The sequence below is a fragment of the Chryseobacterium sp. LAM-KRS1 genome (genome assembly GCF_013184525.1).
In the GTDB taxonomy this organism is placed as follows: domain Bacteria; phylum Bacteroidota; class Bacteroidia; order Flavobacteriales; family Weeksellaceae; genus Chryseobacterium; species Chryseobacterium proteolyticum.
This window is the reverse complement of sequence record NZ_JAAOIZ010000001.1, coordinates 472,141-497,152: the sequence shown is the minus strand read 5'-3', so window position 1 is coordinate 497,152 and position 25,012 is coordinate 472,141. Positions and strand designations below refer to the sequence as shown.

General features: G+C 36.7%; 20 protein-coding genes. 4 read left to right on the top strand and 16 right to left on the bottom strand.

Annotated elements, in window-relative coordinates; all coding sequences use genetic code 11:
- Positions 1-132 precede the first annotated feature (132 nt).
- From G9C87_RS02210 to G9C87_RS02180, 7 genes are all read right to left on the bottom strand, one after another.
- Complete coding sequence (locus G9C87_RS02210) at positions 133-1,377, bottom strand: MFS transporter (RefSeq protein ID WP_172277678.1); 1,245 nt, start codon at positions 1,375-1,377, stop codon at positions 133-135.
- 73 nt (positions 1,378-1,450) lie between these two features.
- Positions 1,451-3,019 (bottom strand): ribonuclease Y, encoded by a 1,569-nt coding sequence (gene rny / locus G9C87_RS02205; protein ID WP_172277676.1) that lies wholly within the window; start codon positions 3,017-3,019, stop codon positions 1,451-1,453.
- A gap of 226 nt (positions 3,020-3,245) precedes the next feature.
- Positions 3,246-3,533 carry a cell division protein ZapA gene (locus G9C87_RS02200; protein ID WP_172277674.1) on the bottom strand — a complete coding sequence of 96 codons (288 nt, stop codon included), beginning with the start codon at positions 3,531-3,533 and terminating at the stop codon, positions 3,246-3,248.
- Complete coding sequence (locus G9C87_RS02195; RefSeq protein ID WP_172277672.1) at positions 3,533-3,835, bottom strand: hypothetical protein; 303 nt, start codon at positions 3,833-3,835, stop codon at positions 3,533-3,535. Before G9C87_RS02195 ends, G9C87_RS02200 begins: the two co-directional genes overlap by 1 nt.
- A gap of 138 nt (positions 3,836-3,973) precedes the next feature.
- Complete coding sequence (locus G9C87_RS02190; protein ID WP_172277670.1) at positions 3,974-4,756, bottom strand: porin family protein; 783 nt, start codon at positions 4,754-4,756, stop codon at positions 3,974-3,976.
- 3 nt (positions 4,757-4,759) lie between these two features.
- Positions 4,760-5,491: a bifunctional demethylmenaquinone methyltransferase/2-methoxy-6-polyprenyl-1,4-benzoquinol methylase UbiE gene (gene ubiE, locus G9C87_RS02185; protein WP_172277668.1), complete on the bottom strand. Its 732-nt coding sequence runs from the start codon at positions 5,489-5,491 to the stop codon at positions 4,760-4,762.
- Positions 5,488-6,057, bottom strand: a complete 570-nt coding sequence (locus tag G9C87_RS02180) for a hypothetical protein (protein ID WP_172277666.1) — start codon at positions 6,055-6,057, stop codon at positions 5,488-5,490. The genes ubiE and G9C87_RS02180 overlap by 4 nt, the downstream gene beginning before the upstream one ends.
- 100 nt (positions 6,058-6,157) lie before the next feature.
- Here G9C87_RS02180 and G9C87_RS02175 point away from each other — a divergent pair, with 100 nt between their 5' ends.
- Together G9C87_RS02175 and G9C87_RS02170 are read left to right on the top strand one after the other, a co-directional pair.
- Positions 6,158-7,225 (top strand): 3-oxoacyl-ACP synthase III family protein, encoded by a 1,068-nt coding sequence (locus G9C87_RS02175; RefSeq protein ID WP_172277664.1) that lies wholly within the window; start codon positions 6,158-6,160, stop codon positions 7,223-7,225.
- Positions 7,226-7,292: 67 nt separating this feature from the next.
- On the top strand, positions 7,293-8,498 hold the full coding sequence (locus tag G9C87_RS02170; protein WP_172277662.1) for a metallophosphoesterase: 1,206 nt from the start codon (positions 7,293-7,295) through the stop codon (positions 8,496-8,498).
- A gap of 102 nt (positions 8,499-8,600) precedes the next feature.
- Here the strand turns inward: G9C87_RS02170 and G9C87_RS02165 are convergent, their stop codons facing one another.
- The 3 genes from G9C87_RS02165 to G9C87_RS02155 all read right to left on the bottom strand — a co-directional run bounded on the left by G9C87_RS02165 (position 8,601) and on the right by G9C87_RS02155 (position 13,356).
- Positions 8,601-9,353: a polysaccharide deacetylase family protein gene (locus G9C87_RS02165; protein ID WP_172277660.1), complete on the bottom strand. Its 753-nt coding sequence runs from the start codon at positions 9,351-9,353 to the stop codon at positions 8,601-8,603.
- Positions 9,354-9,437: 84 nt separating this feature from the next.
- Positions 9,438-10,403 (bottom strand): NAD-dependent epimerase/dehydratase family protein, encoded by a 966-nt coding sequence (locus tag G9C87_RS02160; RefSeq protein ID WP_172277658.1) that lies wholly within the window; start codon positions 10,401-10,403, stop codon positions 9,438-9,440.
- A 106-nt stretch (positions 10,404-10,509) separates the two neighbouring features.
- Positions 10,510-13,356 (bottom strand): TonB-dependent receptor plug domain-containing protein, encoded by a 2,847-nt coding sequence (locus G9C87_RS02155; protein ID WP_172277656.1) that lies wholly within the window; start codon positions 13,354-13,356, stop codon positions 10,510-10,512.
- 251 nt (positions 13,357-13,607) lie between these two features.
- Between G9C87_RS02155 and ggt the strand changes: the two genes are divergently transcribed.
- Together ggt and G9C87_RS02145 are read left to right on the top strand one after the other, a co-directional pair.
- On the top strand, positions 13,608-15,296 hold the full coding sequence (gene ggt / locus G9C87_RS02150; RefSeq protein WP_172277654.1) for a gamma-glutamyltransferase: 1,689 nt from the start codon (positions 13,608-13,610) through the stop codon (positions 15,294-15,296).
- A 136-nt stretch (positions 15,297-15,432) separates the two neighbouring features.
- Entirely contained in the window at positions 15,433-16,713 is a 1,281-nt protein-coding gene (locus G9C87_RS02145; RefSeq protein WP_172277652.1) for a dicarboxylate/amino acid:cation symporter, read from the top strand.
- Here G9C87_RS02145 and G9C87_RS02140 read toward each other — a convergent pair.
- The 6 genes from G9C87_RS02140 to gyrB form a co-directional block, all read right to left on the bottom strand.
- Positions 16,710-17,600 carry a diacylglycerol/lipid kinase family protein gene (locus G9C87_RS02140; protein ID WP_373428004.1) on the bottom strand — a complete coding sequence of 297 codons (891 nt, stop codon included), beginning with the start codon at positions 17,598-17,600 and terminating at the stop codon, positions 16,710-16,712. The two genes, G9C87_RS02145 and G9C87_RS02140, sit on opposite strands and share 4 nt — an antisense overlap.
- Before the next feature lie 5 nt (positions 17,601-17,605).
- Positions 17,606-18,427 carry an RsiV family protein gene (locus tag G9C87_RS02135; RefSeq protein WP_172277650.1) on the bottom strand — a complete coding sequence of 274 codons (822 nt, stop codon included), beginning with the start codon at positions 18,425-18,427 and terminating at the stop codon, positions 17,606-17,608.
- Positions 18,428-18,499: 72 nt separating this feature from the next.
- Positions 18,500-18,913: a DUF5684 domain-containing protein gene (locus G9C87_RS02130; RefSeq protein ID WP_172277648.1), complete on the bottom strand. Its 414-nt coding sequence runs from the start codon at positions 18,911-18,913 to the stop codon at positions 18,500-18,502.
- A gap of 65 nt (positions 18,914-18,978) precedes the next feature.
- Complete coding sequence (locus G9C87_RS02125) at positions 18,979-20,907, bottom strand: DUF3857 domain-containing protein (protein ID WP_172277646.1); 1,929 nt, start codon at positions 20,905-20,907, stop codon at positions 18,979-18,981.
- Positions 20,908-20,909: 2 nt separating this feature from the next.
- Entirely contained in the window at positions 20,910-22,802 is a 1,893-nt protein-coding gene (locus G9C87_RS02120; RefSeq protein WP_172277644.1) for a DUF3857 domain-containing protein, read from the bottom strand.
- A 117-nt stretch (positions 22,803-22,919) separates the two neighbouring features.
- A complete protein-coding gene (gyrB, locus tag G9C87_RS02115; RefSeq protein WP_172277642.1) occupies positions 22,920-24,854 on the bottom strand; it encodes a DNA topoisomerase (ATP-hydrolyzing) subunit B in 1,935 nt (644 codons plus the stop codon).
- Positions 24,855-25,012: the final 158 nt, after the last annotated feature.

The following is a 25,012-nucleotide window of genomic DNA, read 5'->3' as shown; positions in this document are numbered from 1 at the left end:
GATTTCAAATTTAAACAAATAATTAATATTCAAAGCATAGTTTACAAAAAAAATTCATAATTTATTTATATAAAAACAGTTATTAATTTTTTAAAGCAAAAAACACTTTTACAATTTATTAAACACCTGCTGTTATTCTGTAAATTCAAGGTCTTTGTTATGGGTTTCGGAAATCGTAATTGATGAATAAAATGCCAGTCCGAAAACGATTACTCCAACAATAGCGGCACTTATGATAACGGTAAAATTATGCTTAAGTAAGTCAAAAGCCAGAATCATTACAGGCACCAATCCCCTTACCATATTAGGAACAGTAGTCGTTGCCGTATTCCTGATATTGGTCCCGAACTGTTCGGCAGCCAGGGTAACGAACATGGCCCAATATCCTGTTCCCAGCCCTAGCCATACACAGAAAATGTAATATTTGGTTTCGGTATTGGTATTACCGAAAAGCATAACTGCAACACCTACCAGCGTAAATGCCAGCATATAAAAAATAGCCATTTTCCTGGATTTTAAAAGATGTGAAATAAATCCACTCATCAAATCCCCGATAGATATTCCAACGTATCCCCACATAATAGCTTTTCCGGGATTGATCTCCTTAATGCCCATTTCCGGAGCAAACTGATTGGCTAACACAGCAAGAATACCTATACAATACCAGGTTGGAAGTCCGACAGCTATACATTTCATATACCTGATGAAACGATCTTTATTGGTAAAAAAGGAAAGAAAATTGCCTTTTGAAACATTCGTCTGATGCTCAATATTCTTATAAATTCCCGATTCTGAAACGCTTATCCTTAAAAATAGCAGCATAATCCCCAGAACACCTCCGATAATGTATGAAATATTCCAGCTTCCGGCGAGTTCAACAGTTAGCTGAGCCACTACCGCACCCATTAATCCAAAACCTGCCACTACCGATGTCCCTATTGCCCGTAAACTTTTCGGGAGGCTTTCAGAAACAAGGGTTATTCCGGCTCCAAGCTCTCCGGCTAACCCAATACCTGCAATAAACCTTAAACCCGCATATTGGTACACCAAATGCTCTTTAGGAAAGTAAGGGAGGAATCCACAGGCTATGTTTGCGAGGGAATATACAAGAATAGAACCGAATAATACGGATAGCCGGCCTTTTTTATCTCCAAAAATACCCCAGAAAACCCCACCAATCAATAAGCCGGTCATCTGGCAATTCAAAATGAAGGTACCATCCACATCAGGATTGAGGCCTAAAGCTTTTAAACTGGGAATCCTTACAATACCGAATAAAAGGAGGTCATAAATATCTACGAAATAACCGAGAGCAGAAATAATTACCGGAATGGAGAAAATGTACTTCAGCTTTGAAGACATGGATAGTTCTTGCATTTTTAAATTTTGATAAAAATAAAAAACCTTTCAATTTCTTGAAAGGTTTTTACAGAATATCTTTGTTAAATTATTATCTCGCAATATTCACAGCTCTCGTCTCTCTGATTACTGTTACTTTTACCTGTCCGGGATATGTTAATTCGTTCTGGATCTTTTCAGAGATATCGTAAGACAACTGAGAAGCAATTTCGTCATTCACTTTTCCGCTTTCTACCATTACTCTCAACTCTCTACCTGCCTGAATCGCGTAAGCACTTGATACTCCATCAAAGCTTAATGCTGCCGATTCAAGATCTTTCAGTCTCTGAATATAAGACTCCAATACCTGACGTCTTGCCCCCGGTCTTGCTCCGGAAATAGCATCGGCAACCTGGATAATTGGAGACAACAGGGAAGTCATTTCAACTTCGTCGTGGTGAGCTCCAATAGCATTGATTACCTCAGGATTTTCTCCATATTTCTCAGCCCATTGCATACCTAACAATGCGTGAGGAAGTTCAGATTCCTGTTCAGGAACCTTACCGATATCATGTAAAAGACCTGCTCTTTTTGCCAGTTTCACATTTAATCCAAGTTCAGCAGCCATGGTTGCAGCAATATTGGCTACTTCTCTGGAGTGCTGTAATAAGTTTTGTCCGTAAGAAGAACGGTATTTCATTCTACCTACGATCTTAATCAATTCAGGGTGTAATCCGTGAATTCCTAAATCTATGATGGTTCTTTTACCAACCTCAATGATTTCTTCTTCGATTTGTTTTCTCGTTTTTTCAACAACTTCTTCAATTCTTGCAGGGTGGATTCTTCCATCTGTAACCAATCTGTGAAGTGATAATCTTGCAATCTCTCTTCTTACAGGGTCAAAACATGAAAGAAGAATAGCTTCCGGGGTATCATCTACGATAATCTCGACTCCTGTTACCGCTTCCAGTGCACGGATATTTCTACCCTCTCTACCAATAATTCTACCTTTTACTTCATCAGATTCGATATTGAAAACCGATACTGAGTTTTCGATAGCCTGCTCTGTCCCGATTCTTTGAATCGTTTGAATTACGATTTTTCTGGCTTCACTCTTAGCATTAAGCTGGGCTTCTTCCATGATGCTCTGAACATGCGCCTGAGCTCTGGTTTTAGCTTCTGCTTTCATGGATTCTACCAATTCAGCTTTTGCTTCTTCTGCCGTATAGTTAGATATTTTCTCAAGAATTTCAACTTTTTTAGAAGTCACAGAATCCAATTCCTGTTGTTTTCTTTCTAAAATTTCGTTCTTCTTTGCATAATCTGCAATCTGCTTATCCAGATCCTTTTCAAGCTTTCCGGTCTTACTAAGCTCATCATTCAGCTTATGTTCCTTATCTTTTGTTCTTTTCTCAATCTCCTGTATTTTCTTTTCACGGGCCTGGATATCGGCATCGTGCTGAGATTTTAATTCAAGGAATTTCTCTTTAGCTTGAAGGTTCTTTTCTTTTTTTATGGATTCGGCTTGTACGTTAGCTTTTTCTATAAGGTTTTCAGCATTTTTCTTTGCATCATCTATAATAAATTTTGCCTTGGCATTGAGTGAGCTCTTAGAGAAAAGAATCCCTATAACCGCACCAACTACCAAGCAAATAACGCCGACTATAATGGCTGTTGTCATATATATTGAGTTTTAATTGTCTTTAATCATTTAAATAAAAAAAGCCTACAATAATCCAGTGATATAGAGTAAACTCCTAATCAACACGATTTGAACTGATTTCCACTGTCTGTAATCCGGAGAACCGGCACGCCATTCGATGGACATTTGTTCGGTAATTGTTTAGCGTTGAGTTTACCTTTAATGTGTTAGAACTATTGTAGGCAGTTGTTTCAGGAAAAAAAATCTATTTCCCAATTTCATTCAACGTCTGATTAATCTTTACTAATCTTTCGTTGGTTGAATTTATGTTTTTTTCGTAGTTAAGTGATACTACTTCAGCATTGGTTCCTAATTTAAGGGCACACATGGCCAAAGCATCCTGTTTATCTCTTACATCGAAGTTTTGTTCAAAATCTTTAATCATACTTTCAATCTGCTTCCCTACTTTACGCAAAGTCTCTTCCTCTGCGGCCGGTACGTTCAGCGGATACACTCTTCCTGCAATGTTGATGGTTATTCTCCTTACCTCCATTATAATCCACTGTTTTGAAGCTGAGCAATACAGAAATCAATTTCCTTTACTAATCGATTGATATGGTTTTTCATTAATCTATTATGTTCGGGATTTCCTGATATTGCTGAATAAAGTTTTATCTTTTTTTGTTCTTCTGCTAATACCTGACTTTTTTTTCTTTCCTCATCATATTTCTTCTTCAATTCTTCATGCTCTGTATTCAATTCCGTAAATTTCTCAGTAAGATTCTGATAGTTTTTATGTAAATTCAAAATCTTTTTTTCCAGCTCTGAAAAATTATTCTCTAAATCTTGAAGCATTCCAGGTTTTATATATTCTAACTGTTAGCAAAAATATAAAAATATTGACATTAACAAAAATAAAAGTCTCTATATTTTGATATGATGAACAAAAAAGGAGATGCTTTCGCATCTCCTTTTTATATTTTAAGTCTTTTCTTATTCAAATTTCAATACAAACATGATGGCTCTTGTCTGTAAAGTAGACATTGCAGCTGCCCAGTAAGGAGGAGTGTTTGCGTTATCCGCAACAACTTCGTTGTTCATAATGAACGTACCTCTGATGGCCGGGGTCAGTTTAAACTTATTGAAGTAAAACTGGATTCCCATCTCCGCAGACCACGCAAAGTTATGTGTAGTGGATCTGAAAACCTGCTGAAGGTTATCATCAGTAGAAGTAGAGTTGGATTGAAGATTCACGATATAATTTACCCCTGCAGCGACATAGGGTCTGGAATTGTACCATCTCTGTCCGTGAAGCTCAAGCATCACCGGAATATCCACCAATGTTGATTTTACTTGTCTTACTTTATCTTTTTCCGTTAAAGGAAATGGAGTAAAAGGAGCGTTTGTTAAAGTACCAGCCGCATACTGGTCATTAGACTGCGTATTGAAAGTAAGTTCCCTTTGAGCAAATTGCAAGCCTGGTTCTGCTCTTAAATCTAAATAGTCATTCAATCTCCATTTACCGATTAATCCGGCTCCGAAGCTTGTACTGCTCTTAGATGTAACAAGATTTTGATTCCCATTCATACCATATCTTGGGTTTAATACGATACGGTAGTCCAGTATATTGCCATTCAGATAAAAACCCCAACTGAAGACTTGTTGATCAAATTCCTCCAACTTATCCATTCTGTTTCGGGTTCTAAATTGCGCATCCGCAAAGATTGCAATATTTACTGAGGCTAACACCAGTGCTTTTAATAAAAATTTATTCATAGGTTACTTTGTTGCTTTATAAATTGTGGCTATACCTAAACTTAGTTTTTTATATTCTACTTTCTTAAATCCTGTATCTAAAAGAATTTGTCTCATCTTCTCCCCGTAAGGAAAAGCATTTACAGAATCCGGAAGGTATGTGTATGCCCTATTATCTTTAGAAACCAATTTCCCTATGGCAGGTAATATGTTTTTAAAATAAAACATATAAAATGGCCCCAAGAACCCCTCAACCTTTGAAAACTCAAGTATAAAAACACTTTTGTTATCTTTTACTACTCTTCTTAACTCTGCTAAACCTTTTGTAAGGTTTTCAAAATTCCTCACTCCAAATGCAACGGAAACAGAGTCGAATCTATTGTCCTCGAAGGGTAAATTTTCTGCATCCCCCTTCTGCATGGAAATTTTGCCGTCTAATTTAAGTTTTTTTATTTTAATAACGCCAACATTTAACATTTGTTGCGATAAATCCAAACCAACTACTTTTGCATTGGTTCCTTTTTCAATTGTAATGGCCAGATCCCCCGTTCCTGTAGCTACATCCAGCACTTCCTGAGGGTTGTCATTTTTCATCCATTTGACCAATTTATTTCTCCATATTATATCAATCTTCATTGATAAAACACGGTTTAAAAGATCATACTTGGGTGCAATATTGTCGAACATATCCTCTACCTGGCTTTTTTTTGTAGCATCAGAATTGTAGGGAGTTACTTGGTTGATATCTTTTGTCAAAACTTGTAATATTCTTTATAGTAATTAAGGTAATCTTGCTTTCTGAAAATCTTTGAACGGGATTCTACTTTGTCAATATTTTTAATGATCTTATCATAATCCTCATCTACATTATAATAAAAATCATCAGTAAACAGTTTATTGAAATGCTTCGCTCCGCCCAGATATTCTTTTCCGTCTATTACGGTTTTATTAAGCTCCAAAAGTAATGAATCTTTTTTAAGATTGTATCCATAATATTGGCGGTTAATATAATAATCCTGGTGAGCGATGTTCAATAACCCGCGAATTTTATTTACCTCAAAGGCAGAATCGTAAAGTATTTTTTTATTCTGATCGAAAACTTTAATAGAATTTTTTCCTTTATTCAAATCAACCTTCACCGACTGTCCTGCTGAAATAATTCCTTCAGAACCGTTATTAATTCTATAGTAATAGGTATTGGGAGTGGGGTTGTCTACTAAGTAATAATTTTTCTTAGCTAAAAAAAGGAAATAAATCCCAAAGGCAATTATAAACGCCACAACAGCAATAAGTAAGCCTTTTAAGGATGGATTATTTTTCATAGACTGTAAAGTACAATTTTTGCAAATTTAATAATATTTTTAATTCTTTCTTATTAAGATTAATTATTAACTTTGCGTTTTTAAAAAATCATTTAAACGAATGCCGAATACGATCATTATTGGTTCTGGATCTTACCTTCCTAAAAGGATTATCGGAAGAGACTTTTTTCTAGGTTCAGAATTCTATACAGAAGACGGGGTAAAGATTGACAAGCCTACTGAAGAAACGATTGCCAAGTTTGTAGAAATTACAGAAATAGAAAACAGAAGATTCATTGACGAAGATCTTTCAAACTCACAAATAGGTTACGAAGCTGCAAAGCTAGCCATTGCAGATGCTAAAATTGACGGTGAAGAACTGGATTATATTATTTACGCCAGTAATTTTGGAGAAGTTACTGTAAACGGATACGCTGATTTCATGCCTACAATGGCTGCCAGAGTAAAGAATAAACTGGGTATTACGAACAGAAAATGTGTTACCTATGACATGCTTTTCGGATGTCCGGGATGGGTGGAAGCAATGATCTTAGCAGATAATCTGATCAAAGCTAAAGCAGCAAAAACCATTTTAGTAATCGGTGCGGAAACTTTAAGCCGTGTTACAGATCCACACGACCGAAACAGAATGATTTTTGCAGACGGAGCCGGAGCCGTAGTAGTAAGAGCTACAGATGAGGAAAATGTAGGAATTATTGCGCACAATACGATTTGCGATAATGGAATTGAATTGAACTACCTTGCCAACGGACCTTCGATCAATAAAGACTCTGATCAGACCCGCTTATTTGTAAGAATGCAGGGTAGAAAGATCTATGAATACGCATTAAAAAATGTTCCGGCAGCCATCAAAGAAACTATTGATGACGCTGGACTTTCTATTGAGGATATCGACAAAATATTAATCCACCAGGCTAATGCAAAAATGGATTACGCTATGATCGAAAGACTTCACAAGCTTTATGATGTAAAAGATTATGATCATACTATCTCTCCAATGACCATTCAGGAGTTTGGAAATTCGTCTGTAGCAACCATTCCTACCATGTATGATTTAATAATTAAAGGAAAAATGGCTGGTCATTCGTTTAAAGAAAAAGGTAACGTTGTTATGACTTCGGTAGGTGCCGGAATGAACATCAATGCTATCGTTTATAAATTTCCTTAAGAATAAATAATTTAAAAATATTAAAAGCACAAAGGGAAATTTTCTTTTGTGCTTTTTTAATCTGATTATGCAAAAAAATTTTTTAATTATTGCCGCCATATTTCTGTTTTTGGAAATATACATTTATCAGGCGATAAGGACATTGACGGATAATTCCTGGGTGAAAATCGGTTACTGTGTTTTATCATTAGCTATTTACGGGCTTTTCGCCTATGAGCTTGCCCATTTTCAGAAAGCTGACCGGAGTTCTGTAAGAATTCAATGGATGATGTCCCTATTTCTCATTTTCATCCTTCCCAAAATTTTCATTGTTCTGTTTTTATTGATCGATGATATTTTCAGGACCGGTACCTATATCCTTGGATTCCGGAACCCTGCGGAAAACTTTTTCCCGGAAAGAAGAAAGTTTTTAAGCTTAATGGGACTCGGTCTGGGAGGTGTACTTTCGGCACTTTTTATTGATGGAATTACATTTGGTAAGTACAGGCATAAAGTGAGAAAGGTTAAAGTAAAAATTGCTAATCTTCCTAAAAACTTCAAAGGTTATAAGGTCATACAGATCTCCGATGTCCACAGCGGAAGTTTCGCCGATCCAAGTAAATTAGAGCACGCCATTGAGCTGATTAATGAGCAAAAACCTGATCTGGTCTTATTTACTGGAGACATGGTCAATAATGTTTCTGAAGAGTTCAAACCATTTATACCCTTATTTTCAAAAATAACAGCCAAGGATGGCAAATTTGCAGTACTGGGAAACCATGATTACGGTGATTATGTTACCTGGACCTCTCTGGATGCCAAGAAAAAGAACCTGGAAACGCTTATTGACTATGAAAAACAGGCCGGATTTGACATGCTGAGAAATGAACACAGAATCATCGAAAAAGATGGTGAAAAGCTTTATATTCTGGGTGTAGAAAACTGGGGACTTAAACCGTTCCCTCAATTCGGAGATCTTGATAAGGCGATTGCAGGAGTGCCGGAATCAGCCGCAAAAATATTAATGAGCCACGACCCTACTCACTTTGATTCCATTGTAAAACAACACCCCGGAAATGTCCAGCTGACATTATCAGGCCATACCCACGGAATGCAGTTCGGCCTTGATCTTAAAAACATCAAATGGTCACCGGTCCAATACCGGTATCCAAAATGGGCGGATATCTATGAGAGCGAAGGTAAATTCCTGTATGTAAACAGAGGGTTCGGAGTGCTTGGATATCCAGGGAGAGTTGGAGTTTTACCTGAAATCACACTTTTTGAGTTGAGTTAGAAGTTAGAAGTTAGAAGTTAGAAGACAAAATTAGATCTTAGGTATCATTTCAATAAACTACTTAAGACATTTTCAATTCGTCCGTTACTGTAAACTTTCTTATTAAAAAATATAATCTTTCATGCGGGAAGTAGCCATTTCTTTCTCGTTGATCCAGGTAAGGAGGGCATTTAGTTTGTCCTCCATTTTTTTTCCTGATGAAAAGCTTCTGTAAAAAGGAATATCAAAGGGATAGGTCTTAAAATCCGTAAACTGCCAGGAGTTAAGATAGATCAAAACAAATTCATCATTCTTTAATGTTTCAAAAACCATATTCTGGTAATATTTCATGGGCAATATCTGAAATACAAAATCATTATAGGGTAATTGACTGTACGGCGAAATACTTTCCGGAACAATACTTAACCCATCTTCTTCTGTAATCTCAGTATCCCTTTTCAGCCTTTTGAACGGAAAAAGAATATTGGCATTGTCGATATTGGAAACATAATTAAACTCAAGTAATTTCAAATTCTCCTGCGGAAGTTTTACATCTTTCTGGCGAATTCCCCGGATCTGTTTTCCAAAACATTCTTCTATATTTTTCTTAACCGCTTCGATCTCCTGAAGGGAAGAATTTTTATTATAAAAAGCAATTTCATGCCCACGGGTTGAAATTGCTTTTATAAGATGATGGAGTTTTTCAACGATAGAGACCTCAATAAAAAATGTGGCTTTCGTATCGTGAATATCCAAAATTCTGAGAATAGCTTTTGTATTATCAACTGTTATTTTTAAACGGTCATCGCCTGTAATCTGAGCATTAGTTTTAGTCTTTGCTTCAATATCAAGGATGTTAAAAGTCAATAATACCATTTAAACTTAATTTTATATAAATTTTATAATACATTAAAAATGAGACGTTAAAAACATTTTTAATTAAAGCTATACTTTAAGTAATTAGTTTTTACCTAATTTTACTTTAAGATTCTTGATCATGTCTTTTGTCATTTCAGAAATTCCAAAATCATACGTCAGTCCCCAATCTTTTTTGGCGATTGAATCATCAATTGAAGCTGGCCATGAATCTGCAATTTCCTGTCTGAAATCAGGTTTATAATCGATCTCAAAATCCGGAATTTCTTTCTTGATTTCTTCTGCCAATTCTTTTGGAGTAAATGACATTCCACCTAAATTATAAGAAGAACGAACCGTTAAACTTTCTTTTGGAGCCTCCATTAATTTCAATGTCGCATTGATAGCATCATCCATATACAACATAGGCATCCCTGTATTTTCAGAAATGAAACTCGTGTACTTCCCTTCCTCTATCGCTTCATAAAAAATTTCTACCGCATAATCCGTAGTTCCTCCTCCTGCCGGAGTCTTCCATGAAATCAACCCCGGATAACGGATACTTCTCACATCCACTCCGTGTTTGTCAAAGTAATACTCACACCATTTTTCACCTGCCATTTTAGAAATACCATAAACGGTAGTAGGATTCAGGACTACATCCTGCTCAACATTTTCTTTTGGAATTCCTTTTCCGAATACTGCAATTGAACTTGGCCAGAAGATCTTTTTAAGCAATCCTTCTCTTGCCATTTCACAAAAATGAAGGAGAGGCTCCAGGTTTAGCTTCCATGCAAAAATAGGCTGCTTTTCTGAGGTTCCGGACAATAAAGAAGCTAAGTGATAGACAGTCGTGATATCATAATCTTTAATGATTTGTCTCACAAGCTGGGTGTTGGTAACATCCATTCTCTCATAATAGCCGGCTGATGTAATTCCCTTCTGCCATCTGTCGAGGCCTGAGGCTACAACATTTTCCGCTCCGTGGATCTCAACAAGTCTGTTGGTAAGTTCAGTTCCGATTTGCCCTAAAGCACCGGTAATCAGTATTTTTTCCGTATAGGATTCCATTTTTATTTCTTTTAGGTTTTGAATTTTACAAAAGTAAAAAAATCATGCTTATCATAATAAAAAAAGGTGCGTAAAAACACACCTTCACAACATTGTCAGAAGTTCTCTAAAAACTAAAATTCAGCCTTGTAAAAAGAAATCTTCCATTCATCCCAAACTGCGAGACATTTCTGGAATATACAAACTGATTTTGATTAGAGAGATCAATTGTAGCGGGTGTATAAACAATATTTCCTGCAGCATCCACAGATGGCCTCTGCACCGGCGTTGGCCCATAATTTTTATCCGGATAGATATCGAACAGGTTATTGGCACCAATCGTCAGGATAAAGCTCTTATTGAATTTAAAACCAACGGAAAGATCGGTTATTACCTTAGCACCCCAAACCGGATGTTCATTTTCAACAACACTGCCATTGATTATTTCATAGCCAATTTTACCATCTCCATTAACATCCATTGTATTAGGATCGGTCACCTTTCCAAAATATACATTTCTAAGTAAAACATTAAATCTACCAATCTCCAGGCCGTTATTAAGAGATGCTTTAAACCTCGGAACGGCTTCTTCTACATAGATGCGACTGGTCTCGGAATAATAACGATTGATCTGCCCTGCATTAATTAAAACATCAGAGCCGTGGATATTCCCTACCCTATTTGTTTTGGAAATAGTGACAGCCAGATCGGAATTTAATGAAATATTTGATGAGAATTTTGCACGATGGGAAATCACACCTTCCAATCCTTTAGTCTGTGTATCGATGGCATTGGCAAAAAAAGTGGCTGCATTGGCATTAGCATCATCAAATTCTTTCTGAAGTGCACCCAATGCACTTCCAGGCGGATAAATTCCGTTTGGTCTCAAAAACTGATCTGTCAATACAACTCTGTTTTTAATTTTGATATAATATCCGTCAACGGTGAAAGTTAGGTTAGCACTTGGTATTTTAGCCGTAAATCCAGCAGAATAGCTTACAGACTCTTCTTGTTTTAGTTGAGGAATACCAAGATTTAGTGCTATCTTAGAATCATTAGAGAATGTACCTACTTGATACGGTATACCACCTACAAATTGTGTAGACGTTGCATTATAATAAATCTGCTGTAAAGAAGGTGCACGAAATCCGGTAGAATGTGCGGCTCTAAGATTGATCTGATTAGTAAGCTTATATCTTGTCGCAATTTTGTAATTAAATGTAGATCCAAAGTCTGAATAATTCTCATATCTCACGGCACCGCTTATCAGCCATTTATCCGTAACATCAAGCTCAGTATCTATATAGCCCGCGACGGAACTTCTCCCCTTATTTAAGCTATTGGCTGGTCTGAATCCCGGAAATACCTGGGCTCCACCGGGTCTCACCTCACCAAAAAAATCAGTCGGTTTAAGATTAGCAGGTGTTGAAACATCCTGAATACTGCCATTAATATCATAGAGTGCCCAGGAATCCTGTTTTCCACTTTGAATTTTATACCTCTCAAATCTGGCCTCTGCCCCAAATGCAATATTAAACCCTTGAAGCCAGTCAACTTTTGTATCAAAATCCGCATTAACGGTATTCTGTGAAAAATTGAGTCCTCCAGCTTTAAATTCTGTTTTACTCGGATAAAGCATAGAAGCATTCGCCGTATTTTTAATGGTATAATCGAAAGTATTCCGACCGTATGTGTTGCTTATATCATAATTAATATTCCCTATTTTACCTTTAAAACCTGTTGCCAGGGAAAGATCTATAACATCAGAAGCGATTTCAGGCAGGAAACCATTGGGATAAATAGAAGTAGAAGCCCTACTCTCATAAGGCCTGCGGAAAAAACCTCCCGCATTGCCACTTCTATAGGAAATCCCCCCAAAAGCATATCCTTTTACGGAAGAAGCAAGATCAAATTCAGAATTCATGAAAAACTGCCCCGATGTCAACCTGGACTGTCCTACTCTCATATTAAAATCGTTTCTCGCAAGCCCTCTGTATGCCATTTCATTTTCTGAAACATCAGTTTTTAATAGTGTTTGAAGCTGAGAAATACTATTGGCATTCTGAATCTCAGTTTGAAAAGCGGGACTAAAATAATTTACATTTTGAGCATATTGATGAATATAATCAATAATCTGTTGGGAATTGGGAGTGTTCCCGATATTTCCGAAAAGGGAGGAAATATTGACACCGTTCTCCAGCGCCCTTTGTTCGATAGCATTATAGGCATTAAAAATCTGCCCGGTAGCAGCATTGGCTCTTCGTGTCTCTTCCCGCTTCATTAAACTTGCCGTAAAATTGATGAATCCATTCTTTCCTATAGCTGTACCATAATTAAGGTCTAATTGATATTTACCTCCATCCCAGCCTCCGCTGTGGTCATTGGATCCTTTGGAATTAAATCCCCCTGCTGTAATTGCCGAAGTAAATGCATTGGTATTCTTCTTCATGATAACATTAATCACCCCCGCAATAGCATCGGAACCATATTGTGCAGAAGCTCCATCTCTCAAGACTTCCAGACGTTCTATAGCAAATGCAGGCAATGCATTCAGATCGGTTCCCACAGAACCTCTTCCGGGAGAACCATTTACATTAACCAGCGAGGAGGTATGTCTTCTTTTACCATTAAGCAAAACCAATACCTGGTCGGGACCCAATCCTCTCAACTGAGCCGGATCAATATGATCCGTACCGTCTGCAACTGTGGTTGAATTTGAGGTAAACGAAGGAGCTGCATAATTCAGAATCTGGTTGAGATCCATCTGCGGAGTGATAACAGACTGTGAGCTGATATTGATAACATCTACCGGTACAGGCGTATCCGTTGCTACTCTTGCTTTGTTTCTGGACCCTAAGGTAATTTTGATTTCTTCTATGTTCTTTGTCTTTGTAGAATCGGTTTGTGCATGGGCATAAACGGAAACAAAAAATAATGCAGCAATAGAAGCTGCCTTCTGGTAATTTTTGATCATACGGTTGTTTTTTCCAAAAGTAATGAATTATCTTTTAAAAACAATTTAAACGCAAACAAAAACCAATTTTATTAAATTATAATTATTTAAAACGAATAAAAATTATACAAAATAAACGTCATCAGATATTTTAATATAAATAATATAATATTCAATTTTTCCTTCAGCTGATCAATTATACATATAGACCTGAAAAAGAAATTTTTCATTTAAAAATATATAATTTTGCTATCAATAAAAAGCAAAATGGTATGAAGAACCTATTATTCGCCGCCGTGTTTTTAAGCACAAACCTGTACTGGAGTCAGTATACCGATTTTAATATCGTAAAAGAAGTAAAAGTAAAAAACAAAGGAGTTGTTGTTTCTGCCCATCCGCTAGCAAGTGAAGCAGGAGCAAAAATTATGAAGCAGGGAGGAAATGCTTATGATGCCGTCATAGCTACTCAATATGCATTGGCTGTGGTTTATCCTCAGGCAGGAAATATAGGCGGTGGCGGATTTTTAGTGGGTGTAAAAAATAATGGTGAAAAATTTACGATCGATTATAGAGAAACAGCCCCAAGGAATGCATCGAGAGATATGTACGTCGACAAAACAGGAAAAGCCAATACAGACCTGTCACAGAACGGCAGATTGGCTGTAGGGATTCCTGGTAGTATTGCAGGCTTTTTTGCTACTCTAAAATATTGCAACCTTCCCATGGAAAAAATCATTCAGCCAGCCATAGATCTCGCTGAGAAGGGGTTTGCTATTACAGAGAAAGAAGCTGATATGCTTAATACCCACAAAGTAAATTTCCAAAAACACAATCAATCACCAATTCCTTTTGTAAAAGACACCCCGTGGAAAGCGGGTGATATTTTGGTTCAGAAAGAATTAGCTGAAACTTTAAAACTTATACAGAAAGAAGGAGCAAAAGGATTTTATGAAGGTAAAACCGCAGCCCTTATTGTTTCTGAAATGAAAAGAGGAAACGGAATTATCACTTCTGAAGATTTAAAAAACTATAAGGTTGCCCAGAGAAAAGCTCTTGAATTTGATTACAAAGGAAATAATGTTGTTTCCATGCCCTTACCGTCTAGTGGTGGAGTTCTTTTAGCCCAGATGCTGAGAATGGCAAGTTTTGAAAATTTAGAAAAATATCAGCTGAATTCTACTCCTGCCGTACAGATTATGATAGAAGCCGAAAGAAGAGCCTATGCTGACCGTGCAGAATATATGGGGGATCCGGATTTTATAGGAGATAAGACCTCTTATCTTATCTCTGATGATTATTTGAAAAAGAGATGGAAAAGCTTTAGTTTTTCTAAGGCCACGCCTAGCTCTGAGGTTGGAAAGATCATAAAGCAACCTAAAGAATCAACACAAACGACCCACATTTCAGTAATTGATAAGGATGGAAATGCTGCATCTGTAACCACTACCCTTAACGGGTATTACGGAAGTAAAGTGGTTGTGTCCGGAGCAGGATTCTTTTTAAATAATGAAATGGATGACTTTTCTATCAAACCGGGAATTCCGAATATGTTTGGGGCTGTAGGCGGGGAAGCCAATTCTATTCAACCGAATAAGAGGATGCTCTCATCCATGACTCCTACCATACTCTTAAAAAACGGAAAACCTTTTATGGTAGTAGGAACACCGGGCGGAACAACAATTCCGACATCGGTATATCAATCTATCGTAGATGTTGTTGATTTTAAATTGAACGCCAATATTTCCGTAAACGCACCTAAATTCCATCACCAATGGCTTCCAGAAACCGTATCTGTGGAAAACAATTTTCCGGAATCAACAATTTCTGAATTAAAGGCTAAAAATTATGTTATCGAAAAAGTAAAACAGATCGGAAAAACAGAAATGATCGTTATTGATGAGAATGGAAACATACATGCCGTAGCCGACGGACGTGGTGACGACTCTGTCGCAACAGAATAACTTCTGCTTACCTATTTGTAATTTTCAACTAAATATTTAAAGGACGAAAAAAGGAAAAGATCATTTTTTCATGACATCTATCATGATTCCTGATATTTTTTCTTACTTTTCGTCCTTTAAATTAAAAAACACCCCATTGAAAGCAAAAAAAATCTATCAGCAGCTCTATTTTCAGGTAATCATCGCCATCATTGCAGGTATACTTCTGGGAAGGTTCTATCCCGAACTGGGAGAGAAAATGAAGCCTTTAGGCGATGGCTTTATCAAACTTGTAAAAATGATTATTGCTCCGGTAATTTTTATTACGCTTACATTAGGAATTGCCCATATGACCGACCTGAAAAAGGTAGGGAGAATTGCAGTAAAGGCAATGATCTATTTTTTTACTTTTTCAACATTAGCTTTAATCATCGGATTAATCGTCGGTAACATCCTTCAACCCGGCACAGGCTTGAATATTGATCCGGCCTCGCTTTCTGGGGATATTTCCCAGTATCAGCAAAAAGCCCACGAATCCACACTTACGGGTTTTATGATGAATATTATTCCTGAAACCCTTTTCAGTCCCCTGGTCGGTGAAAATATTCTTCAGGTCTTATTGGTCGCTATTTTAATGGGAGTTGCACTTGTATTGACAAAAGAAAAAAGCCAAAGGATAACCAACTTTCTGCAGGATCTTTCAACACCTGTTTTTAAAATCGTGCATATGCTTATGAAACTTGCTCCCATCGGAGCTTTCGGGGCAATGGCTTTTACCATCGGAAAATATGGTCTTCATTCAGTTCTCAATCTTCTGTTCCTGGTAGGGACATTTTATATCACCTCATTACTATTTGTTGTTTTGGTACTGGGTGCTGTTGCCTGGCACAACGGTTTTAGCATTTTTAAGCTGATGTTTTATCTTAAAGAGGAGCTTCTTTTAGTTCTGGGAACCAGTTCTTCAGAATCTGCATTACCGGGAATTGTGGAAAAACTTGAAAAAGCAGGATGCTCCAAAGCTATCGTAGGATTGGTGGTTCCAACCGGCTATTCTTTCAACCTCGATGGTACTAATATTTATATGACACTGGCTTCATTGTTCATAGCACAAGCCCTGAATATTCATCTGCCTCTGGAAAAACAATTAATGTTACTCCTTGTCGCTATGCTAAGTTCTAAAGGTGCAGCGGGCGTAACAGGAGCCGGATTTGTAACTTTGGCCGCCACATTGGCTGTAGTTCCGGAAATTCCGATTGCAGGAATGACACTGATCCTGGGAATCGATAAATTCATGAGCGAATGCAGAGCATTGACCAACGTTATAGGAAATTCCGTAGCCACTGTAGTGGTTGCAAATTGGGAAAAACAACTGGATAAAGACCAGCTCCATTACTCCCTGAACCATCCGCAAGAAGTAGAAAAGAAGTTAGAGGCTTAAATTAGAATCGTTAGACTGGCAGGAAGCACCTTAATATGGATCGGAGATTTTATTTTATTAAATTCACCATCCAGGTGCCAGTTTTTGGTATTGACACTGAACTCGATTTCTGAAACCGGAAGATAGGTCACATAATCATCATCTTTCAGTTTTTTGGTAAACATCCTGTATGCAAATAATGCAGAATAGGTTAATGGAAATTTCTTAACCAAAACCATATCTACCAATCCGTCACTTTTACTCGCGTGCGGAGCAATATATGCATTATTTCCAAACTGACGGGTATTGGCAATATTCAGCATCAGATATCTGCCGTTATATTGCTGGTAAGCTTCATCAACAAATTTAACCTTAATGGGTTTATAATTAAAAAAGGTTTTAAGGGAAACCTTGATGTAATTTTTGAAACCCCTGTCTGTCTTTTCAAATTCTTTTACCACCTTGCCATCAAATCCTGTTCCTGAAACATTGATGGAAAGTCTTTCATTTACGGTAAAAGTGTCAATTTTTCTGGATTTTTTCGCCTTTAGCTTATCCAGTAGCTCATCTAGATTTTTGCTAAATTGGGTTTCGTTCGAGAATCCGTTTCCTGAACCTGCCGGAAAAATAGCTAAAATTTTAGGTGTATTAATCAACTTCCTTGCTACTGTAGAAATAGTGCCATCCCCTCCTATTGCAACAAAAATTTCTATTTCATTGAAGTGCTCTTCAATAAAATCATCTGTTCCCTGAATGGATTCTGAAATATAGTAAAGGGGATTTTCCACCTTTTTTTTCAACTCATTGAGAAATGGCTGATAATTCCTTTTGGCAGAAAACGGGTTGATGATAAAAGCTACTTTTTCCATTACAGCAAAAATAAAAAATGCTTCCTGATTTGGAAGCATTATTCTTATTTAATTTTCATTCTTTCTTTAAACTCTGGCTTAAGCGTCCCTTTAAGATCCTCCCATGATACAGGGATTGTGATGTCTCCAGCTGCGAAAGCTGCAATTTCGTATGGACTATAATGGAAATACAGGTTCTTATCATCAAAGTAGAAATTGCTACTTGCAGGAATTACTTCTACCAGGAGCATATCAGAATTTTTCACCTCTCCTTTCTCATCGGTCGTTCCACTATTCATCTTATTGATATTCTTCATCAGAATTCCCTCAATTTGTTTTTTAGGCATGGTGGTAATATCCGCCAACTGTACTTTCTTATTGTTTTTCAGGTCAAACACCCGCTCGGAAAACCCGTAATTATCGTGGGCTCCCCCTTCATACGCACTGTAAACATATTCAATGTGCATATAATCATTGGTTGTGGATTTCAGATTCATATAGTTACTGGTATACCATTCCTGAGGAAATGATACTCCAAGATCCTTCGCTTCCTTCTTGATAGAATTGAAATATTCTGCTTTTTCTCTTTCCAGGTAGGACTGAATCCCGTTTTTAGAAAAATCTGTTGCCCCTTTATTGATAAAATAGATGCTGTCCAGGAGCTTTTGGTCTTTCAAAGAAGGAAATACTAAAAGTTTCGAAGTATATTTTACTGTTAAAGAATCATTGACCTTCGTAGAGTCGCTAACTTTTACTGAATCGACTACAAATTTTTCGGACTGATTCACTTCTGTTTTTTCTGTCGATGAATCCTTTTTTTCATTCTTTTTACACGCTGCCAGAGCAAAGAACGAGGAAAGCAAAATAGCTGCAATTGTATTTTTCATATTCTATATTTGTGATGTCAATACAAAAACCATTCACAAAATGAATGGTTTTGTAAATTATAATGAATTTTTTTAGTTCGCCGGTATTTTCTGGCTTTCAAATTGATCATTCCCAAAAGCTAAAACAGGAATGAATATAAATCCTAAGAAGAATAAAAGAATCGTGTATAAAGGCGTTTCTTTGCTAAATCCTTTGGCAAGACCATCATTAACCATCCATGATGCAAACAGGTTAACAAACGGAATAAAAAATAAAATAATCCACCAAGCCGGTTTCTTTACAATATCAAGCAAAACGATGATGTTATAAATAGGAATGAAAGCCGCCCATGCATCTTGGCGCCCAGCTTTCTGAAATATTTTATACATACAATATCCATAGAACAGATATATAATCAGATAAAAGAATAACATTCCGATTCCAATTCCGGCCGCTGCCGCAGAATCCATCCCATCGTAAGGGTCTGTTTGTAAAAGAGTTAACATATTATTAATTTTTATTGGTTTGCTCAAATATAACGAAAAAGCTTCTATAAATAGAAGCTTTTAATTTATTTTTTAATCAAACTTATCACCTGATTTTCACTTTTTGAAGCTACTCCCCAAATCTGCTTAAATGCGGGATAATAATCTTTAGGATAATCCGGACTGCTTACTTTGGTCTTTGAGGTGACCTCCAGTTTATTTCCTTTTTGCTCTGCAACATAGCTGTATTCAATCTCCTTATCATCCGTTATTATCTTTTTATTTTTTGGCATTTCTTCAATAACATAACCTTCGGGAATTTCGAAAATGATTTTTTTCGTTCTTGTGTAGGCTGATATAAAATCTATGGGGTATTTTCTTTCATCGGTCTGATCAAATTCATTGGAGTTTTTATTAAGAAACAGCATAGGATTAATGATCATTTTTTTCCCTATTCTATCGACCAGGTTTTCAGATGTAAATTTCATTGTACTTTCAAAATCACCATTTTCAAGAACTTTTGAATTAATATCCGTAAAATCAATAGCAAAGTTTTCCTTGTACTGCTTTTTGTATTTATCCATATTCTCGTCATAGCTTTCTTTGGCAAACATCGCATAACTACCTGTATCTTTGTCGGAATAAGTTCCGGAAATGCTTCCATCTTCATTGATCTTAGCCTCAGCCGTAAGGTAAGTAAAACTTGGTTGTGCATTGGTCATAGATAATTCCTGTACTTTTTCCTTTGGAGCCAGGATCCCAAATTGATTCCAATCTCTTGGAGGCAGCATATCCCTTGAAGATTGCTTGGATGTAGCATCATATAAATGATATTGGTCTTTAATTTTAACGGCTGCCAGGACAAAGTTTAAATTCGAGACATTCGGAGATGCAATATTGATCATTCCGTTACTAACAGTAGAGATCAATAACGGATCTGCCTTTAATCCTGCTTCTCTAAGCATCATGATTAAAAAAAGATTGATCTCCGCAGCGTTTCCGGTTTTTGTTTCGAGAAGTTTTTTTATTCCATCTTCTGTCCTTACTCCCGAATATTTATTCCAGGTAAAGGCCTTTTGGACATATTTAAAAATAGCATCCGCCTTGTCCATATCTGTAAGCCCCGAAATTCCTGAAGGCATATTTTCTTTCGCCAATTTTGTTCTTTTCAGTTCTCCACCAAAATCTTCATTCTCATATAACCTTTCTTTGATCTTCTCCCAGGATGATGAATACAACTTCAGTTCTTTAAAATTGGTGGAATGCAATTCCGCACTGATCTTCGTTCTGTAATTTCTATCATTTTTTATGAATTTCTCCGTTTTAAAACCTTTCAGGTTTTCATACCCGAAACGATACGTTCTGTAATTGGAGCCATACAGAATCTTTTCCTCAACCTGCTTGTATTTCGGACTTAGTGATCCTGTATAATTGATATTATATGCAATATTGGAAGGAGTATCCAGAATATATTCAGTATATAATGATGGCGTATCAGATTCTATTAATATTTCCGGAATGGAATACAGGAACGGAGACGTGATCTCATACTGGTATTCAATAACAGAACCGTTTTTTACATTAGGAAAAGCAAATTTGGTAACCGATATATACTTATTTTCTTTACTCTTGTACTTTGAACTTTTATCTACCTTAGTCGTGACCACATTTCCGTTTTCAAGATTATAGGTATAAGCTTTCATTTTAGATAAGCTTTCCTGGCTGCTGCCATCCTGATAAAGGGGCACTTCAAGATTAAGCCAGTCTTCGGCTTTTTCTTTATCATAAATCTTCACCCTGTAAAAGGCTCTTTTCTCCAAAGTGCCATTATTGGAATCTATATTAAAAGACACTGATTTATACAAAATTTCTGCCGGAGCATTCTCGTCCAATAATGATTTTTGCTTTGATAAATCGGTATCATTAAATTTAGGCGGGTTGAGAAATTCCTGTTTTTGGGCTTTGAGGCAAACAACACTGATCGAACTCAAAATGACGAATATAATTTTTTTCATGCTTAGATTTTAGTTATTAGAATTTTAGAATTGTCCATGTTTATGGTTTTCTTTCTGAATTTGATGTAATCATTGTATTTTTCTTTAGGATACATTCCTTTATTCACATGAATAGTCCTGGTAACGGTAAGCTCTTGTCCATTCTTTATAAAGTTAAGCTGATAGGTTCCAAACTCAGACGGAAGTTTTACATCCTCAGGAACCTCATCGATCTTATAATTTTTAGGGATTTCAAATGTAATCTTATATTCATCTTCAAAAGACTGCATGATCTCAAACGGCAATTCCCTTTTATCATCTGCTTTATAATTATTATCAGAAAAGATAGGTACCGCTCTGAATACCATACTGCTTCCGGCATTCTTGGAATAGTTATTAGCCTTAAAATCAAGATTATATTTTATAACTGCATTATCCCTGTCATTAATAAAATCTTTCATTTCAATATTTTCAAAATGTAAAATATTGAAAAGGCTTTTTACTGATTCATTTTTTTCCTTAGGAGATAATGTGGCAAATCTTAAGTTATAATCATATTGACTGCCTGTAAAAGCAAACTCTCCCTTTCCTGCAATACTATTATCTTCATTAAGCTTAATTTTAAGGATTTGCTTTTCTTTATTTTGTTCTGCAGAATATGAAGGCGTATCCATCACTTCAATTCCATCCTTTTTAACCAAAAGAACATTTCGGTCTGTTGTACTGTAGCTCAAATGGTTAAAAGCAATTTGCTGGGATGTATTTTCCAGCCATATGTTTCCCTTTTCAGTAGGTACCATTAAAATAACATGGTTCCCTCCCATTTTTGGAAAATCTTTATCGAAAGACACCGGTGAAGAGCCGGAGTTGATAGTACAATAGTACGATGGAATTCCCGCTTCATCAAGTAAGGTCTTCATATAATTGGATAACCCTTTACAGTCGCCATATCCTTTTTTCTGTACTTCATCCGGCATCATAGGCTGCCATCCCCCAATTCCCAGCGCAACAAATATATATCGGGTTTTACCCTGCATATACTGATACAGTTTTCTCACCTTTTCTTCTGTGGACCCCTGTAAATTAAGCGCTGCAACATCAGCTTTTATAGAGGGCGTGGAAACAGATACAGGCTGCAAAATGCTATTATAATACCAGGATCCGAAATCTTTCCAGCTCGTAATACTTCCCTGCTTTCCTTCTAGATTGAATCTTGCCAGTGAAAAACTCACTTTAGGTAAGATCTTAAGTGGTGAAGGAAGTAAAGAAGCATCTTCTATAGCAGGAACATTTTTATATGAATATATTTTTTCTGCCCCATTACTGCTTTCTGCAACCGTAGTATAATTGTACTTCGAAGGATAAGTTTTTGTGCGGAGCTCAATACCTGAATTGTTAAGAATCTTAAACTGGCTTTCCTCCAATGCTACATTGGTGCCTGAAAAAGGTACAAAATCCGGTATGAAAATAGTGTTTTCATTAGTGATCTGGTACGAAAACTCGAGTGTATAAGGATATTGGGTCGGAGTATAAGCCAATGATAAATATCTGCTATCCGAATAAAAGACTCCCTGGGAATTGTTAGCAAAGTCTCCGAAATCCGATTTGGAATAAGACTTTATTTTTTTACCGGATTCGTCATACACTGTAACTTTTACGTCAGAAATATGATCTCCTTTGTCATATGGAATATAAGCATGAGCCTGGGAATCCCCGTCTTTATTTAAAACCGTAGTTACGGTATTTATCTGATATTTTACCTCATCTATCTTGTTGATCTGGATCGTGGTAAAATCTTTTCGGATCACCGCATTGGCATCCTTCTTTAAATTCTCCGGGATTGCTGATACCGGATAGCTCTGGGCGTAGTAAAGAGAAGCAATACAAACGGCACCAACTGTTAAGATTTTCATCATTGTTTTAAAAAATTTAACAAAAGTAATGAAATCTTAATAAATGTTAAAATTTAATTTTCGAAGATAAAAAAAGGCTCCAAAACGGAGCCTTTTCATTATATTTTTTAGAAAAATAAATTATGCATCAATTTTAGCATATTTGGCATTTTTCTCAATAAACTCTCTTCGTGGCGGAACTTCATCTCCCATCAACATAGAGAAAACACTATCTGCTTCTACAGCATTGTCAATAGTTACCTGTTTCAATATTCTATGCTCAGGATTTAAGGTCGTTTCCCAAAGCTGCTCAGGATTCATTTCCCCAAGACCTTTGTAACGTTGTACCTCTACTCCTTTTCCATCCGGAGACATATCCAGAGTAAATTCCTCACGCTCTTTTTCATTATAGGCATACACTTTTTTGTTACCTTTCTTCAATAAATATAAAGGCGGTTGAGCGATATAGATATAACCATTTTCAATCAATTCTTTCATATATCTGAAGAAGAATGTCAGAATCAATGTAGAAATGTGGGAACCGTCAATATCGGCATCGGTCATGATGACAATCTTATGATATCTCAGTTTCGCCATATTCAACGCCTTGCTGTCTTCTTCCGTTCCTACGGAAACCCCAAGAGCTGTGTAAATATTTTTAATTTCCTCATTATCATAAACTTTATGAAGCATAGATTTTTCTACGTTCAAAATTTTACCTCTTAATGGAAGGATAGCCTGGAAATGTCTGTCACGTCCTTGTTTTGCAGTACCTCCTGCGGAATCTCCCTCAACAAGGAATATTTCAGATTCTTCAGGACTTTTAGAAGAACAGTCGGACAATTTCCCAGGAAGTCCGGAACCTCCCATCGGAGATTTTCTCTGAACCATTTCACGGGCTTTTTTCGCAGCCTGTCTTGCTTTTGCTGCTAAAACAACCTTCTGAACGATAATTTTAGCTTCGTTAGGATTTTCTTCTAAGAAGTTTGTAAGCATTTCCCCCACAATTTTATCAACTGCTCCGGAAACTTCGGAATTACCCAATTTTGTTTTAGTTTGCCCTTCAAACTGCGGTTCCATTACTTTTACGGAAACCACGGCTGTAAGACCTTCACGGAAGTCATCTCCCGTAATTTCTACCTTTTCTTTCTGAGGGATCCCCAGATCATCGGCATATTTCTTTAAGGTCCTCGTTAATGCACGTCTGAAACCTGCAAGGTGTGTTCCCCCTTCATGGGTATTGATATTATTAACGTAAGAGTGAAGATTCTCATTAAATGAAGTATTGTAACGCATTGCCACTTCAACCGGAATATCATCTCTTTCGCCCTCCATGAAGATTACATTCTCCATAATGGCCTCACGGCTTCCGTCAATGTAGGCAACAAATTCCTTTAAACCTCCTTCGGAATGAAAGACTTCTGATTTGAAAGAACCATCTTCCAGAGTCTCTCTTTCATCGGTAAGGGTAATGGTAATACCTTTATTAAGATAAGAAAGCTCTCGTAAACGGCTTGCTAACGTATCATAGTTATATACTAATTCAGTGAAAATGGTATCATCAGGCTGGAAGAACTGCTTAGTTCCTCTTTTGTCACTATTCCCTATTTCTTCAACTCCCGTTTGTGCTTTTCCTTTGGAATATACCTGCTGGTAAACGTTTCCGTCTCTGTATACGGTTGTAATCATTTCATTGGAAAGTGCATTCACACAAGATACCCCAACACCATGAAGACCTCCGGAAACTTTATAGGAATCTTTATCGAACTTACCTCCTGCTCCGATCTTCGTCATTACAACTTCAAGAGCAGATTTTTGTTCTTTTTCGTGGAAGTCAACCGGAATACCTCTACCGTTATCCATTACTTCGATTCCGTTTCCTTCTTTAATGCTAACGAAAATGGTATCGCAGTATCCTGCCAACGCTTCGTCAATAGAGTTATCTACTACTTCATAAACCAAATGATGGAGACCTCTTACTCCTACATCACCAATGTACATTGAAGGACGCATACGAACGTGCTCCATTCCTTCCAATGCCTGAATACTACTAGCTGTATATTGTTTCTGACTCATATCAAATTATTAAACTTTGCCAATTGCAAAGACCTACAAATATCGTGATTTTTTTCGAGATATGAAAGTTAAAATATGTCAAAAAAGATAGAGTTTTCAACACGAATCAAAGGCATTTTTATCTTAAAAAAATACAAAGTTATATTGCATTTCAATAA